At 70.1% G+C, this 15795-nt stretch carries 13 protein-coding genes and 1 riboswitch; of the genes, 11 read left to right on the top strand and 2 right to left on the bottom strand.

Annotation, left to right across the window (positions count from 1 at the left end; all coding sequences use genetic code 11):
* Window positions 1–83 precede the first annotated feature (83 nt).
* The 11 genes from metG to EV193_RS10205 all read left to right on the top strand — a co-directional run bounded on the left by metG (window position 84) and on the right by EV193_RS10205 (window position 14822).
* A complete protein-coding gene (gene metG, locus EV193_RS10255; RefSeq protein WP_130343821.1) occupies window positions 84–1877 on the top strand; it encodes a methionine--tRNA ligase in 1794 nt (597 codons plus the stop codon).
* Entirely contained in the window at window positions 1874–2731 is an 858-nt protein-coding gene (locus tag EV193_RS10250) for a TatD family hydrolase (protein WP_130343820.1), read from the top strand. The genes metG and EV193_RS10250 overlap by 4 nt, the downstream gene beginning before the upstream one ends.
* Window positions 2732–3103: 372 nt before the next feature.
* Complete coding sequence (locus EV193_RS10245; protein WP_242613271.1) at window positions 3104–4612, top strand: resuscitation-promoting factor; 1509 nt, start codon at window positions 3104–3106, stop codon at window positions 4610–4612.
* 291 nt (window positions 4613–4903) lie between these two features.
* Complete coding sequence (gene rsmA / locus EV193_RS10240) at window positions 4904–5788, top strand: 16S rRNA (adenine(1518)-N(6)/adenine(1519)-N(6))-dimethyltransferase RsmA (protein WP_242613270.1); 885 nt, start codon at window positions 4904–4906, stop codon at window positions 5786–5788.
* Window positions 5789–5885: 97 nt separating this feature from the next.
* Window positions 5886–5977: riboswitch (SAM riboswitch) on the top strand.
* Window positions 5978–6162: 185 nt separating this feature from the next.
* Window positions 6163–7176: a methionine ABC transporter ATP-binding protein gene (locus EV193_RS10235; RefSeq protein ID WP_130343819.1), complete on the top strand. Its 1014-nt coding sequence runs from the start codon at window positions 6163–6165 to the stop codon at window positions 7174–7176.
* A gap of 82 nt (window positions 7177–7258) precedes the next feature.
* Window positions 7259–8224, top strand: coding sequence for a 4-(cytidine 5'-diphospho)-2-C-methyl-D-erythritol kinase (locus tag EV193_RS10230; RefSeq protein WP_130343818.1), 966 nt, complete (start codon window positions 7259–7261; stop codon window positions 8222–8224).
* A gap of 105 nt (window positions 8225–8329) precedes the next feature.
* Window positions 8330–9910 (top strand): hypothetical protein, encoded by a 1581-nt coding sequence (locus EV193_RS10225; protein WP_165401312.1) that lies wholly within the window; start codon window positions 8330–8332, stop codon window positions 9908–9910.
* A 15-nt stretch (window positions 9911–9925) separates the two neighbouring features.
* Entirely contained in the window at window positions 9926–10756 is an 831-nt protein-coding gene (locus EV193_RS10220; RefSeq protein WP_130343816.1) for a pentapeptide repeat-containing protein, read from the top strand.
* On the top strand, window positions 10753–11184 hold the full coding sequence (locus EV193_RS10215) for an ASCH domain-containing protein (RefSeq protein WP_242613269.1): 432 nt from the start codon (window positions 10753–10755) through the stop codon (window positions 11182–11184). Before EV193_RS10220 ends, EV193_RS10215 begins: the two co-directional genes overlap by 4 nt.
* A gap of 175 nt (window positions 11185–11359) precedes the next feature.
* On the top strand, window positions 11360–13132 hold the full coding sequence (locus EV193_RS10210; protein WP_130344338.1) for an ABC-F family ATP-binding cassette domain-containing protein: 1773 nt from the start codon (window positions 11360–11362) through the stop codon (window positions 13130–13132).
* Between the two features lie 19 nt (window positions 13133–13151).
* Window positions 13152–14822 (top strand): fatty acyl-AMP ligase, encoded by a 1671-nt coding sequence (locus tag EV193_RS10205; RefSeq protein ID WP_130343815.1) that lies wholly within the window; start codon window positions 13152–13154, stop codon window positions 14820–14822.
* Between the two features lie 21 nt (window positions 14823–14843).
* Here EV193_RS10205 and EV193_RS10200 read toward each other — a convergent pair whose 3' ends face one another.
* Together EV193_RS10200 and pth are read right to left on the bottom strand one after the other, a co-directional pair.
* On the bottom strand, window positions 14844–15107 hold the full coding sequence (locus tag EV193_RS10200; protein WP_130344337.1) for a DivIVA domain-containing protein: 264 nt from the start codon (window positions 15105–15107) through the stop codon (window positions 14844–14846).
* A gap of 10 nt (window positions 15108–15117) precedes the next feature.
* On the bottom strand, window positions 15118–15702 hold the full coding sequence (pth, locus tag EV193_RS10195) for an aminoacyl-tRNA hydrolase (RefSeq protein ID WP_242613268.1): 585 nt from the start codon (window positions 15700–15702) through the stop codon (window positions 15118–15120).
* Window positions 15703–15795: the final 93 nt, after the last annotated feature.

Here is a 15795-nt window from a genome sequence, read left to right as displayed (position 1 = left end):
CTCATGCCTACACCCGGGACGAGCACGGGTACAGAGCTAACCCGATCGCCTTCGGCGGGTGGCCGTCCGTAGGGTAAGCCGACATGAGCAACCCCGTGTTGACCGCAGTGGCCTGGCCGTATGCCAATGGCCCCCGACACATCGGTCACGTTTCCGGTATCGGTGTCCCGTCCGACCTTTACGCGCGGTACATGCGGATGGCGGGCAACCGGGTGCTCATGGTGTCCGGAAGCGACGAGCACGGCACACCGATCCTGGTTCAGGCGGACAAGGAAGGGCTCACGCCGCAGCAGACCGCGGACAAGTATCACCGGGTGATCGCGGAGGACCTGCGCGGGCTCGGCGTGACCTACGACCTGTACACCCGAACCACCACCGGCAACCACGCCAATGTGGTGCAGCAGGTCTTCCTTGCCTTGTACCGCAACGGATACGTGATACCCAAGAGCACGACCGGAGCGGTCAGCCCGTCCACCGGCCGCACCTTGCCGGACCGCTACATCGAGGGCACCTGCCCGATCTGCGGCTACGACGGCGCGCGTGGTGACCAGTGCGACAACTGCGGCAATCAGCTCGACGCCGCCGAGCTGATCAACCCCAAGTCGCGGATCAACGGCGAGACTCCGAAGTTCATCGAGACCGAGCACCTGTTCCTCGATCTGCCGGCGTTCGCGCGGACGCTCGGCGACTGGCTGTCCACCAAGACCGACTGGCGGCCCAACGTTCTCAACTTCACCAAGAACCTGGTCGACGACATGCGGCCGCGGCCGATCACCCGCGACCTGGACTGGGGCGTGAAGATCCCGCTGGACGGCTGGCGCGACCAGTCGCTCAAGCGGTTCTACGTGTGGTTCGACGCGGTGATCGGGTACTTCTCGGCGACCGTCGAGTGGGCTCGCCGTTCCGGTGACCCGGACGCGTGGCAGATTTGGTGGAACGACCCGGCCGCACAGATCGTGCAGTTCATGGGCAAGGACAACATCACCTTCCACGCCCAGATCTGGCCGGCCGTGCTGCTCGGCCACAACGGCGCGGGTGACAAGGGCGGCGAGCCGGGCCCGTACGGCCGGCTGAACCTGCCGACCGAGATCGCGTCGAGCGAGTTCCTCACCATGAGCGGGTCGAAGTTCTCCACCTCGCGCGGCACTGTGATCTACCTGAATCAGTTCCTCGACGAGTTCGGGCCGGACGCGCTGCGGTACTTCATCGCGGCGGCCGGACCCGAGACCCAGGACGTGGATTTCACCTGGGAGGAGTTCGTCCGCCGGACCAACTTTGAGCTGGCCAACGAGTGGGGCAACCTGGTCAACCGGTCGATCTCGATGGCGCACAAGAACGTGGGTGCCGTGCCGGCGCCGACCGCCCCGACGGCGGCCGACGAGGAGCTGAAGTCGTTGGCGCGCAAGGCTTTCGACACGGTGGGTGACAACCTGCGGCGGTCCCGGTTCCGTGCCGGGATCAGCGAGGCGATGCGCGTGGTGTCGGCGGCCAACAAGTACATCTCCGACATGGAGCCGTGGAAGCTCAAGGACGACCCGGCGCGCCGGGACACCGTGCTACACACCGCGCTGCAGGTGGTGTCGGACGCGAATACCCTGCTCACGCCGTTCCTGCCGCACGCCGCGCAGAAGGTGCACGAGGCGCTGGGCGGCAAGGGCGTGTGGGCCGCGCAGCCGGAGATCACCGAGGTGAGCGACCTGGACGTGCCGGACCGGGAGTACCCGATCATCACCGGCGACTACGCCGGCGAGCAGGCGTGCTGGGAGTCGGTGGACATCGAGGTGGGGCGGCCACTGGAGAAGCCCACACCGCTGTTCGCCAAGCTCGACCCGAAGCTCGGCGAGACCGGCCCCGAGTGGGCTCCCGTCCAGAAGTGACGCCACGCAAAGGCGAGCGGCCGCCGCTCCCCGAGCCGCTCGAAGTGTCCATCGTGGACGCTCACACGCACCTGGATGCCTGTGGTGCCAAGGATTCCGCCGGTGTGTCCACTGTGGTCGATCGCGCCGAGTCGGTCGGCGTGACCCGGGTGATCACGGTCGCAGACGATCTCGACTCCGCGCGGTGGGCCGCCGAGGCGTCCACTTGGGACGACCGGGTGTTCGCCGCGGTGGCGCTGCACCCGACCCGCACGTCGACCTTCGGTGACACCGAGAAGGCCGTCCTGGAGGAGCTGGCGGCCGGCGAGCGCGTCGTGGCGGTCGGCGAGACGGGCCTCGATTACTACTGGGACTACTCGCCACCGGACGCCCAGCAGGAGGCGTTCCGCTGGCACATCGACCTGGCCAAGCGCATCGGCAAACCGCTGATGATCCACGACCGGGACGCGCACGAGGACATCGCGCGCATTCTCGACGAGGAGGGCGCGCCGGAGACCGTGGTGTTCCACTGCTTCTCCGGTGACGCGGAGTTCGCGCGCCGCTGCGTGGACGCCGGATACGTGCTGTCCTTCGCCGGGACCGTGACCTTTCGGAACGCCACGACACTCCGGGAGGCGGCGAGTCTGGTTCCCAGTTACCAGATTCTGGTGGAGACCGACGCGCCGTTCCTGACGCCTCATCCGTACCGGGGGCGGCCCAACGAGCCGTACTGCGCGGCGTATACCCTTCGCGATCTCGCCCAGGTCAGAGGCGAGAACGAAGTCGAATTGGCGGCGGCCGTGCAGGCCAACGCCGATCGTGTTTTCAGGCTTAAAACAGTGACCTCGAGTGACATTGGCGGACGCGCGCGGTGATCAGTAGGACGATCGGGCGACACGGTTGCTCCGGCGGGTTGTGATGGAGGTCACGACATTGCCGGATGTGTTTGCGCAACCCCTCGAGCACCGTTACTGTCCCGTGACCGTACCCAGTGATCAGCGATCATGGGTGCGAGCCGGAGCCGGTCAGTGCAAGTCGGGGTCGAGGGAATGACTGGCTACGGAATGTCGGAACACACGGAGCGTGAGAGTCGCGCCCGCGCGTGCGAGGAGTTGAGGTCAGGGACCTTGTCGCTGAGCTGAACGGAAGCGGCCGCCCCACGGCGGCCGACGCCCGCGAGTGAGACTTCGCGCTGTACCGGAGGTATCGACCCTGTGACTGCTGGAAGCGGTAATCGGGACCCCTTTATGCCCGATCCGGCGACCGAGCACCTGACGCCCATCGACTGGTTCGCCGCGCCATCGGCCGCCCCCACGGCCGTCGCGACGCTGGACCGGCCGACGGAGTGGCTGACCGAGTTCCCCATGCAGGACCCGGACGGCGACTACTCGGACTCGCTGAGCGTCACGCCGCACGACGTCCGCGTCGCACTCGGCCCGCAGGCCGACGAGCTGATGGCCTCGGCCGACCTGGACGTCGACGAGCTCATCCGGCTGATCAACGCCGAGACCACGGTCCTGCCGGTCATCCCGGACTACCTGCCGGACGACTTCACCGCCGACCGGTCGCTCGCCCCGGCCGTCGAGCCGCAGGTGCTGCCGGAGGAGCAGAAGAAGCGCTCCGGGATCGGCGAGGTCGTCCGCACCTGGAAGCGCACGGCGCTGCGTGGCGTGATCGCCGCGATCCTGGTCTCGCTGATCGGCGGCGGCGCCGCGGCGATCGCGATGAACAAGTCGGTCACCGTCGAGGTCGACGGCCAGACCACCGAGGTCAGCACCTACTCCGACACCGTCGGCGAGGTGCTGGACAAGGCCGGCGTGAAGACCGGCCAGCACGACTCGCTGTCCCCGTCCCTGTCCGCGGGTGTGGGTGACGGCAGCCGGATCGTGGTCCAGAAGGGCCGCATGGTGAAGCTGAGCGTCGACGGCGTGCAGCGCGAGGGCTGGGTCCGTGCGCGCACCGTGAGCGACGCGCTCCAGCAGCTCGGCATGACGCCCGCGCCCGGCGCGTGGGTCTCCGAGGCCGGCGACAAGGCCGTGCCGCTGGAGGGCATGTCGATCGCGGTCAAGACGTTGAAGAACGTCACGCTGTACGACGGCGGGAACGCCCCGAGGCAGCTGTCCACCACCTCGGTGAACATCCAGGAGCTGCTCACCGAGCTGGGCCTCACGGTCGGCGCGCAGGACGCGATCAACCCCGGCGCCGACTCCAGGCTTGGCGACGGCGCGGAGGTGCGGATCAGCCGCACCGGCGTGACCGTGATCAACCGTGCCGAGCAGATCGCCCCGCCCGTGCGGTTCGTCGACGACCCGGCCCTGGACAAGGGCAAGGAGATCGTCGAGCACGAGGGCGCGGCCGGCGAGAAGATGGTCACCTACCGGATCACCGTCAAGGACGGCAAGGAGACCAAGCGCGAGCAGCTCCACGAGAAGGAGACCAAGGCTCCGCTCCCGCGCGTGATCAAGAAGGGCACCAAGAAGCCGCCGCAGCCCGCGGTCACCGACGGCGCGGTCTGGGACCGGCTGGCCAAGTGCGAGGCCGGCGGCAACTGGTCGATCAACACCGGCAACGGCTACTACGGCGGCCTGCAGTTCGACTCGCGCACCTGGAAGGCCAACGGCGGCACCCAGTACGCGGCGCTGCCGCACCAGGCCAGCCGCGAGCAGCAGATCGCCATCGCCACCAAGGTGCGCGACCAGCGTGGCGGCTACAGCGCCTGGCCCGGCTGCTCCAGCAAGCTCGGGCTTTCGGGATAGTTTATCGAGGGCAAGGTCGCCGAGTCGGCTTCGCCGACGGCCTGTGGTTGTTTTGCTTGGGTGGTTGAGGGCCGCGAGGTGGGTGGCTGGGTTTCGTGGGTGGTCCAGTCACGCCACCTCCACGACAGCGGGCTCGTTCCTCGCCCGCTGTCCTTCCGGCGTCGTAGGGGCGACCGCCCTCGACAATGAGGGCGACATCGGCGTGGTTTGCGCTCGGTGCGGTCAACACACCCGGCTGCGTGAAGTTGGGTAGGTGGGCCGTCGGGTAGGTGGGCCGAATAGGCTCGGTGGGTGCGCAGCGAATCCTCGGCCGGGTGGGAGGGCGTGTCTCTTCTGGGGCCGGCTGAGGTGCGTTCGCTGGCCGGTGAGTTGGGTGTGCGGCCGACGAAGAAGCTCGGGCAGAACTTCGTGCACGACGCGAACACCGTGCGGCGGATCGCGGCCACGGCGGCGCTGGACGCCGACGACGTGGTGTTGGAGGTGGGGCCGGGCCTCGGCTCGTTGACGCTGGCCCTGCTGGGGCGGTGCCGCACCGTGCACGCGGTGGAGATCGACCCGGTGCTCGCCGGCCGACTGCCCACCACGGTTGCTGAGCATGCGCCGGGACTGGTTGACCGGCTCGTCACGCACACCGCCGACGCCATGCGGATCGCGGCGGCCGACCTCGATCCGGCACCCACCGCGCTGGTGGCGAACCTGCCGTACAACGTGGCCGTGCCGGTCGTGCTGCACCTGCTCGCCGAGCTGCCCACGCTGCGGCACGGGCTGGTCATGGTGCAGGCGGAGGTCGCCGACCGGATGGCGGCCGGACCGGGCGGCAAGGTCTACGGGGTGCCCAGCGTCAAGATCGCCTGGTACGCCACCGCCAGGCGAGTGGCCACCGTGTCCAGGACGGTGTTCTGGCCCGTGCCCAACGTGGACTCCGCCCTGGTGGCATTCACCCGGCACGATCCGCCGAGCGCCACGGTCGACCGCCGGCGGGTTTTCGCCGTGGTGGACGCCGCCTTCGCGCAGCGCAGGAAGACCCTCCGAGCAGCGCTGACGTCGTGGGCGGGTTCCGGGGACGCCGCCACGAGAGTGCTCACCGCCGCCGGGGTCGACCCCGGGGCGCGGGGGGAGCGGCTCGACGTAAGCGCGTTCGTCCGGATAGCGGAAGCGGCCGAGCACACGGGGTAAGGGGTGTTAGGCCTGAGGTGTGATGTGCCGGACGTTGGACCTCAAATGCGGAGCCACTGCTTGATTTCGGCGACCCCTATCGGTTCTACTCGTTGTGCATCCATCCCGAGCGGCCGAGAGACCTGGCTCCGAGACGCCGCAGCAACCACCCCACAGTGGGGCAGGTGCTAACGCCAGGGTCGATGGAGGAATCACGATGGGACTGCTGACCAGCAGGCGCGTCATCGACCAGTGCAGGCGGACCGCGGCGGCATGTCGTCGCATGTACATGTCCAGCTGACGACAACAGCATCCGCCTTTCTTTGTCCACATAGGACAGTCCATTTGCGACGGCCAAACGCGGCCGGAAGTCTTACCCTGCACTGGGAGTAGTCATGATCACCATTGAACATCTGAGCAAGTCCTTCTGGGGAGACAAGGGTCCGGTCCTCGCCCTGCGGGACGTGACCCTGGACGTCGGCGACGGCGCGATCGCAGGCGTGGTCGGGCCGTCCGGGTCCGGCAAGTCGACCCTCGCCCGCCTGCTCGCGCTGCAGGACCGCCCGGACAGCGGCAGCATCCGCTTCAACGGCGTGGACACCGTCGGGCTGGACAGCCGCCGGCTGCGCGAGACCAAGCGCCTGATCGGCACGGTCACCGGCGAGGACAAGCTGGTCGCCCAGCGCACCGCCGCCGGCAACATCGCGCTCCCGCTGGAGCAGGCCGGCATCGACGGCCCGCAGCGCCGCAACAAGGTCGGCACGCTGCTGGACCTGATCGGCCTCACCGACGCGGCCGGCGCGCACCCCGACACGCTCAGCCCCGGCCAGCAGCGCCGGATCGCCCTGGCGCGGGCGCTGGTCGGCAACCCGAGCGTGCTGCTCGCCGACGACGTCACCGCCGGCCTGGACGCGGACGCCGGAGTCGGTGTGCTGACCGCGCTGGACCGGGCGCGCGCCGAACTCGGCGTGACCGTGCTGCTGGCCACCACCGACGCCGGTGCGGTCCGCAGGGTCGCCGACGACGTCGCGATCCTGGACGGCGGCCGGGTCGTGGAGAGCGGCACGCTGCTCGACCTGATCAAGGACCCGTCGAGTCGGGCGGCGAACACGCTGCTGCCCGCACTCGACCCGCTTCCGGCCGCCACCTCGGCGCGCCACGACCGGATCGCCGAGGTGCTGCTGGTCGGGTTCGCCGCGGTCGGCGCGCTGCTGCCGGAGGCGGGCGCGCGGTTCGGCGTGGACATCGCGGTGCTGGGCGGCGGGCTGACCAGGCTCGGCGACACCCCGGTGGCGCGGTTCCGGGTCGGCGTGACCGGTGAGCGTGCGGACGCGACGCTCGCCTGGATCACCGAGCGCGGCGGCCACGTCCACCGCGAGCCCACCGGCCCCCAAGGCGTCGCCGCCTGACCCGAGGGAAATGTCAGGGAGGCGGGCGAGTAATCGCGGGGACGCGGGCAAGTCCACACGGGACACGCCGTAGGCTGGGTGCGTGCTCGCCGTTGTCCCGCCTCCGGTCACCGTGCGCGTGCCGTCCAAGGTCAACCTTCACCTTGACGTCGGCGACGTGCGCGAGGACGGCTACCACGAGCTGACCACGGTTTTCCAGGCGCTGTCGCTGACCGACGAGGTCACGGTCGCGGTCGCCGACGAGCCGGGTGTCGAGGTGCACGGCGAGGGCGCCACGAACGTGCCCGCCAACGCGAAGAACCTGGCCTGGCGCGCGATCGACGAGCTGGCCAGGCACGTCGGGCGGGACCCGGTGAAGGCGAACATCCGGGTGATCATCCGCAAGGGCATCCCGGTGTCCGGCGGCATGGCCGGCGGTAGCGCGGACGCCGCGGCGGCGCTGGTGGCGCTGTCCGCGTTGTGGCGGCTGGAGTTGGGCCGCGACGACCTGGCCACGATCGCCGGCGCGATCGGCAGCGACGTGCCGTTCGTGCTGCACGGCGGCACCGCGCTGGGCACCGGCCGGGGCGAGCGGCTGGTGCCGGTGCTGTCCCGGCACACCTTCCACTGGGTGCTCGCGTTCGACCGGCGCGGGCTGTCCACGCCGAGGGTGTTCACCGAGCTGGACCGGCTGCGCGCCGAGGGCGACCCGCCCCGGGTCGGCGCGGTGGAGCCGGTTCTGGAGGCGCTGGCCTCCGGCGAACCGCGCCAACTCGCGCTGCTGCTCGGGAACGATCTCCAGGCGGCGGCCGTCTCACTGCGGCCGGGGTTGCGGCGCACGCTGCGCGCCGGTGTGGACGCGGGTGCGCTCGCCGGCACGGTGTCCGGCTCCGGTCCGACGTGCGCGTTCCTCTGTGAGGACGCGGACGCGGCGCTGCGGGTCGCCGCCGAGCTGTCGGGTGCTGGTGTGTGCCGAACCGTGCGGGTCGCGCACGGGCCGGTGCCCGGCGCGCGGGTGATCGGGGGCGACGACGCACCTCGACCGACACCGCCGGAAGTGCACGCGTGACATGACGAACCTGTGAACTCGGTGAGCGTTTGGTGAACCCGTGCCCGCGGCTCGCGGGCGGGGCCTAAACTTGCCCGCTGGCAACGGACTTTATGGGAGTTGATGATGAGGGGGAGCTCGAGAGTCGGGCTGCTTGGCGTCGCAGTGATCATCGCCGCCGCCGGATGCGGCACGATAACACCGGGTGCGCCGCTCACCCAGGACCTCTCGCCGCCGCGTGTCGTGCACCCCAAGGCCGAGGTGCCCAAGGACCGTGACGAGCGCGCCGTGATGGTCGCGCTGCGCCAGGTCGACGCGTGCGCGCTGCTCGACCCGGCCGCCGCCGGTTCGCTCGGGTTCACCTCCAAGGTGAAGCCGTGGGCCCAGGGACCGCACCGGTGCATGATCACCAAGAAGAAGGGCGACGACGAGGTCACCGTCCGCGCCGGCGACAAGATCGACCACGCGCGCAAGTACGACGACGCGCTGCTCACCCTGTCCGGCGCGAAGGCCTACCGGAACACCGACGCCACCGGCGACGTGTGCACGGTCAACGTGCCGGTCAGCTTCGACGTCGTGGTCGAGTTCCAGGCGCGCAAGGGAAGCAAGTCCACTTCCGATGACCGCTGCACGCTCGCCGAGACGTTCGCCGCCGCCGGTATGGCCAAGCTCGCCAACCAGGACACCGTGCGCACCGCGGCACCACTGTCGGCATGGGACCCGTGCGCGTTGCTCAACGCCACGTTCGGCACCGAACTGGACCGGTTCGCCTCCAGGCTGGACAGTCGCTCCTACGGCATCGACGGCTGCCAGTCCGGCCGCAAGCGCACCGACGGCTCGCCGGCGTCGGCCGAGTACGAGCTGCTGCTGCACTACCAGTCCGATCCGGCGGCCGCGCCGGACGTGAAGATCAAGGCGATCGGTGACCGGCACGTCGACGTGCGCGACGCGAGTGACGCGAGCGGCGGGTGTGTCGCGAAGTGGAGCGCCGGCCCGTCCGGCTCGCAGTACCCGAACCTGACCGACGCGGTGATCGAGATGCGCGCGCCCGACTGCGCGAAGGCCGAGACGTCGGCGGCCACGGTCGTGGAGCTGCTCAAGACGACTCCGCAGCCCGGGCCGGTGCAGCGCCCGCTGCTGTACAAGGCCGAGGAGCCGGACGAGGCGATCCCCGGCGCGTGCGTGCACATGCGCACGTACGGTCCCGGCAGCTGCGAGCCGTACCACGAGGTGACCCTGCCGGCCGAGGCCAAGGACGTGCTGAAGATGAGCACGGCCGACCCGAACGTCGGGTGCGCGGTCGGGCTCGAGGCGGTGCGCCGGCACTTCGGTCCGAGGATGCTGCCGGTGACCGGCGCGCGCTCGTGCCAGTTCGTCGAGCCGGAGCACGCGGTGGAGGTCGAGGTCACCGTGTCGGCCGACAGTGATCCGAACCGGGACGCCGGTGCGCCCGAGGTGACCAACCGGCGCGCGGTCACCGTGGCGGGGCGGCCCGGCCTGCTGTTCGACCAGCGTTCGCCCGCGACCGGCATCGTGGACCACCGGCTGTCCGTCTCGGCCGGCCCCGGTCCGGGCAGTGGCGCCGTGCAGGTGAGCCTGCGGCAGTTCCCGCAGCGCGGCTCGGTCGGCGACCTTGACGTGGAGACCCGGAAGCTGCACCTGCTGGAGCCGATGCTGGCGGAGATCCTGACCAAGTACTTCGCCTGACGCTGGGAACTCCGGTTGGGAGACGTCATTCCTGTCACGGACCGCGCGACGCTGCGGGCGGACTGCCTGCGCTGTGCCGGGCTGTGCTGTGTGGCCTACAAGCTCCCCGAGGGGCCGGACTTCTCGTTCAGCAAGCCGGCCGGGACGCCGTGCGGCCATCTCGGGCCGGACCACCTGTGCACGGTGCACGAGACGTTGCGCGAGGACGGCAATCCCGGCTGCACGGTGTACGACTGCTTCGGTGCCGGGCAGCGTCTTGTGCAGGTGACCTTCCGCGGGCGGGACTGGACGGAGTCGCCGGAGCTGGCCGAGCAGATGTGCTCGGCGCTGGTCGTGATGCGGGACCTGCACGAGTTGCTGTGGTGCCTGACGGAGGCGCTGGCCCTGCCGGGTGCGGCCGCCGTGCACGCGGAGTTGGCCGGCGCGTGTACGGAGACCGAGCGGCTGGCCGGCCTGGACGCGGACACCATCGCCGGCTACGACCTGCGCGAGCACTGGAGTGACGTGGACGCGTTGCTGCTGCGGGCGAGCGAGTTGGTGCGCGCCGAGGTGCGGCGTGACGATCGCGAGTTCCGACGGGCGCTGCTGACCGGACGGGACTTCGCCGGCGCGGACCTGCGCGGCGCGAACTTCCGGGGTGCGGTGCTCACCGGTGCCGATCTTCGTGGGGCGGATCTGCGGCTGGCCGATCTGATCGGCGCGGAGCTGCGCTGGGCGAAGCTGCACGGCGCGAACCTGTCCACGAGCCTGTTCGTCAACCAGAACCAGATCAACGCCGCGCGCGGGGACGGTGCCACGTTGCTGCCGTCGCCGTTGACGCGCCCGAGCCATTGGACGGCTTCGTGACGGAGCACTCCGACCTGCCGATCGCGGAGTTCGCGTTTCCCGGGCCGCTGCGCGACACGCTCGTGGCGGCGATCCTGTCCGGTGCGAAGACGTCCACGTCGTCGTTGCTGCTGGGGTACGAGCGGGAGGGTGAACCGCTGCCGACGGTCGGCGAGCGTGAGGTGGTCGTCGACTCGGACGGGCGCGGGGTGGCGGTGATCGAGTGCACCGAGGTGCGCTTGGTCCGGCTGGCCGATGTGGATCTCGCGCACGCGATCGACGAGGGCGAGGGGTACGAGACCGTCGCGCAGTGGCGCGCGGGGCACGAGCGGTTCTGGCACTCGCCGGAGGTGCGCGCCGAGTTCGATGATCCGGAGTTCACCGTGGATGACGAAACAGTTGTTGTGGCACAACGGTTTCGGGTGACCGAGCGACTCGACGGAGCCTGATCTCCCCAGCGGTGATCTCCGGCCGCTGATCCGCTCGCCAGAAAGCTTTCGAGAAAGCTATCGGTGAAGCTAGCGCTAAAGCTTTTCTGAAAGCTTTAGCGTGCGTGCCGATGTGAGGACCGGGCCGCACGTTTGAGATGGTCTTCGCGGCGTCAATCGCGTGGAGAGGATGCGGATGGCCAACCTGGTCAACCTGGAGGTCGTGAGCAAGAGCTTCGGCGTGCGCACGTTGCTGGACGGCGTGTCGCTCGGCGTGGACAGCGGCGACCGGATCGGCGTCGTCGGGCTCAACGGCGGCGGCAAGACCACCCTGCTGGAGGTGCTGGCCGGCATCGAGCCGCCCGACTCCGGCCGGGTCAGCCGCACCCGCGACCTGCGGATGGCCGTGGTCACCCAGCGCACCGAGCTGCCGCCCGGCGGCACGGTCCGGCACGCCGTGCTTGACCCGCTCGGCATCCAGGCCGACCACGAGTGGGCCGCCGACCCACGCGCGCGTGCCGTGCTCGATGGCCTCGGCATCACCGCGCTCGGGCTCGACTCGCCGGTGGACACGATGTCCGGCGGCGAGCGGCGCAGGGTGGCACTGGCCGCGGCACTCGTGCGCGAACTGGATCTCGTGGTGCTCGACGAGCCGACCAACCACCTCGACGTCGAGGGCATCGCCTGGCTCGCCGACCACCTGGTGCGCCGCGGGATCGCGCTCGTGGTGGTGACCCACGACCGCTGGTTCCTCGACACCGTGTGCACCCGAACGTGGGAGGTCGTCGGCGGGAAGGTGGAGTCCTACGAGGGCGGCTACGCCGACTGGGTGTACGCGCGTGCCGAGCGGGCGAGGCTGGCGCGCACCCTGGAGGAGAAGCGCCGCAACCTCGCCAGCAAGGAACTGGCCTGGCTGCGCCGCGGTGCCCCCGCCCGCACGTCCAAGCCGCGGTTCCGGATCGAGGCGGCCGAGGAGCTGATCTCCGACGTGCCGCCGCCACGCGACACCGTCGAGCTGCTGGCCTTCGCCAAGCGCCGCCTCGGCCGGATCGTGCTCGAGCTGGAGGACGTGACCCTGCGGATCCCGTCGGACAGCCGCCCGCCGATCCTGGAGGACTACACCTGGCGGATCGGCCCGGGCGACCGGGTCGGCCTGGTCGGCGTGAACGGCTCGGGCAAGACCACGTTGCTGCGGCTGCTGGCCGGCGAGCGCGAGCCGGACGGCGGACGGCGGGTCGAGGGCAAGACCGTGCGGCTGGCGTACCTGTCCCAGGAGCTGCACGACCTGCCGGCCGAGCTGCGGGTGCTGGAGGCGGTCGAGGAGATCGCGCGCCGGGTGACGCTCGGCAAGCAGGAGCTGACCGCGTCCCAGCTCGCCGAGAAGTTCGGGTTTCCCGCCGCGCGACAGTGGACCCCGGTCGGCGATCTGTCCGGCGGTGAGCGGCGCAGGTTGCAGCTCGCACGGCTGCTGATGTCCGAGCCGAACGTGCTGCTGCTCGACGAGCCGACCAACGACCTGGACATCGACACGTTGCAGCAGTTGGAGGATTTGCTCGACTCGTGGGCGGGCACCCTGGTCGTGGTGTCGCACGACCGGTACCTGCTGGAGCGCGTGACCGACACGGTGGTGGCGCTGTTCGGCGACGGCCGGGTGACCGATCTGCCCGGCGGCATCGAGCAGTACCTGCGGCGGCGGGCCGAGCAACTCGCCACACCGGCGCCCAAGCCGGCGGTCCAGTCCGCTCCGTCGTCGGCCGCGGAACGGCGGGTCGCGCAGAAGGAACTGGCCAGGCTGGAGCGCAGGCTGGACACCCTGACCACGCGCGAGGCGAAGTTGAACGACGCGCTGGCCGACGCGGGAGGCGACACCGATCGGCTGATGGAGCTGGACGCCGAGTTGCGCAAGGTGATCACCGACAAAGATGAGGTGGAAAAACGGTGGCTGGAGGTCGCTGATACCGCTGAATAGCCGTATATAAGGTGAACTCATGAGTAGGTTTGTGGACAGGTTGCTGGCGACCGCCCGCGCGGACGATCAGCGGGGCGTCACCACCGGAGAGCCGAACGCGCCGGTGCGCCGCACCTGGGCCGAGGTGCACGACCAGGCGCGGCGCACGGCGGGCGCGCTGCTCAGCCACGGCGTCGGCAAGCACGACGCGGTGGCGGTGCTCGCCGCCGAGCCGGCCGCGATCGGGCCGGCCGTGCAGGCCGTGTGGCTGGTCGGCGGCAGCGTCACGATGTTGCACCAGCCGACCCCGCGCACCGACCTCGCCGTGTGGGCGCAGGACACGCTGCGGGTGCTCAGCATGATCGGCTCCAAGCTGGTCCTGCTCGGCGCTCCGTTCGACCAGGTCGCGCCCGTCCTGGAGGAGCACGGCATCGGCTACCTGTCGCTCGCGGCGCTGGACGGCGGCGAACCGCTCGCCGAGTTCGTCGAGGTGGACGAGGACGCGCCGGCGCTGCTGCAGCTCACCAGCGGCTCGACCGCCGAGCCCAAGGCGGTGCGGATCAGCCATGGCAACCTGATCACCAACATCGACGACATGGCCACGGTCGCGGAGTTGGATCTGCCCGAGGACATCATGGTGTCCTGGCTGCCGATGTTCCACGACATGGGCATGGTCGGGTTCTTCACCGTTCCGATGACGCTCGGCGTGGAACTGGTGAAGATCACGCCGATCGAGTTCCTCGGCGCGCCGCTGCTGTGGGCCGAGCTGATCAGCCGGTACCAGGCCACGATCACCGCGGCGCCGAACTTCGCCTACGCCATGCTCGGCCGCCGTCTGTCCAATGTGGACGAAGGCGCGGTGTACGACCTGTCCCGGCTGCGGATCGCGCTCAACGGCGCCGAGCCGATCGATGAGAAGGCGGTGCGTTCGTTCACCGACGGCGGCGCGCGGTTCGGCATGCCGGCGGAGTGCGTGTTCCCCGCCTACGGCATGGCCGAGGGCACGCTAGCGATCTCGTTCGCGCCGCTGTTCACCGGGCTCACGCTGGACCGGATCGACGCGGACGAGCTGGAGCAGAACAATCGCGCGGTTCCGGTGGACGAGTCCGATGTGGACGATCCGGAGCGCAACGTCCGCGCGTTCGCCAAGCTCGGCCCGCCGCTGCCCTCGTTCGAGGTGGAAATCGTTGACGAGCAAGGAAACCGGCGCGGTGATCGGGAGGTCGGCGAGATCCGGCTGCGCGGTGCCGCGGTGACCGCCGGGTACCTGACCGTCGACGGTCCTGTGTCCACTTTGGACGACGAGGGCTGGCTCGCCACCGGCGATCTCGGCTACCTCGCCGACGGGCAGATCGTGATCTGCGGGCGGGCCAAGGACGTGATCATCCTCGCCGGGCGCAACATCTACCCGACCGACATCGAGCGCGCCGCGTCCACTGTGGACGGTGTGCGGGCGGGCAACGCGGTGGCCGTGCGGATCGACGCGGGCACCCGCCGGGAGCGGTTCGCCGTCGTGGTCGAGTCGAAGCTCGCCGGGGACGCCGAGCAGGAGCGGCGGCTGGTCAAGGAGGTCGGCGCGCGGGTGTTCGAGTCGGTCAACGCGCGGCCGGTCGCCGTGGTGGTGCTGCCCGCCGGCACGCTGCCCAAGACGCCGTCCGGGAAGCTGCGCCGTGCCGCGGCCGGCGAGAAGGTGGCCGATCGGATCGGGTGAACCCGTTGGGGCGCAACGGGTTCAGGTGCGGCTGCGGCGGGACAGTTCCTCGGCGAGGTCCTCGAGGTAGGCGTCCACCTCGTCCTCGGAGTACCCGAGCTCGTTGCGCTTCGGGCGGGAGAAGCTGACCCTGGTGATCTCGACCGGGGTGACCTTGTCGCGCCCGCGCATGGTGGCGGCGACCCTGCGCAGGAACGCGCGCACCTCGTCCTCGCGGTAGGCGCGGTTGCCGATCACCGGCGAGCTGAACCGCTTGCCGGCGACCTCCTTCGGGTTCAACGGCATGGCGGGCAGCTTAATCCACGTGGAAGGTGTTCTGCGCGGCTTCCAGGCCCCCGGACAGCAGTGTCTCGACGGCGTCGGCGCAGCGGTCGATCACGAAGGCGATCTCCTTGCGCTCGGTCGGGGAGAAGTCGCGGAGCACGAAGTCGGCCGGGTCCATCCGGCCCGGTGGGCGGCCGACGCCGAACCGGATTCGGTAGTAGTCCTTGGTACCCAAGGATTTCGTGATCGAGCGCAGGCCGTTGTGGCCGTTCTCGCCACCGCCCAGCTTGAGCCGCACGCTGCCGTACGGGATGTCCAGCTCGTCGTGCACCACGATCATCCGGTCCGGCGTGACCTTGAAGAAGCGCGCCGTGCCGACCACCGGCCCGCCGGACACGTTCATGAACGAGCGCGGCTTGGCCAGCGCGACCCGCCGCCCGGCCAGCCGCCCCTCCAGCACCTCGGCGTTGGCCTTGTGCGCCTTGAACTTCCCGCCGATCCGCGCGGCCAGCTCGTCGAGCACCAGGAACCCGGCGTTGTGCCGGTTGCCCACGTAGCGCGGGCCGGGGTTGCCGAGCCCGACCACCAGTACCGGCTCGCCCTCGATCTCAGGCACCAGCTACTCCCGTGTTGTTCAGCTCGGGCAAAATCCGCGGCCCTCGCCTTTCGACCGACCTCGGCGTGGCTTTCGTTGTGGTCCAGGGCGTCA

Origin of the sequence: Herbihabitans rhizosphaerae, from assembly GCF_004216555.1 — a bacterium.
GTDB classification, from domain to species: Bacteria; Actinomycetota; Actinomycetes; order Mycobacteriales; family Pseudonocardiaceae; genus Herbihabitans; species Herbihabitans rhizosphaerae.
The sequence above is the reverse complement of the archived record's forward strand: the minus strand, read 5'-3'. Positions and strand labels throughout refer to the sequence as shown.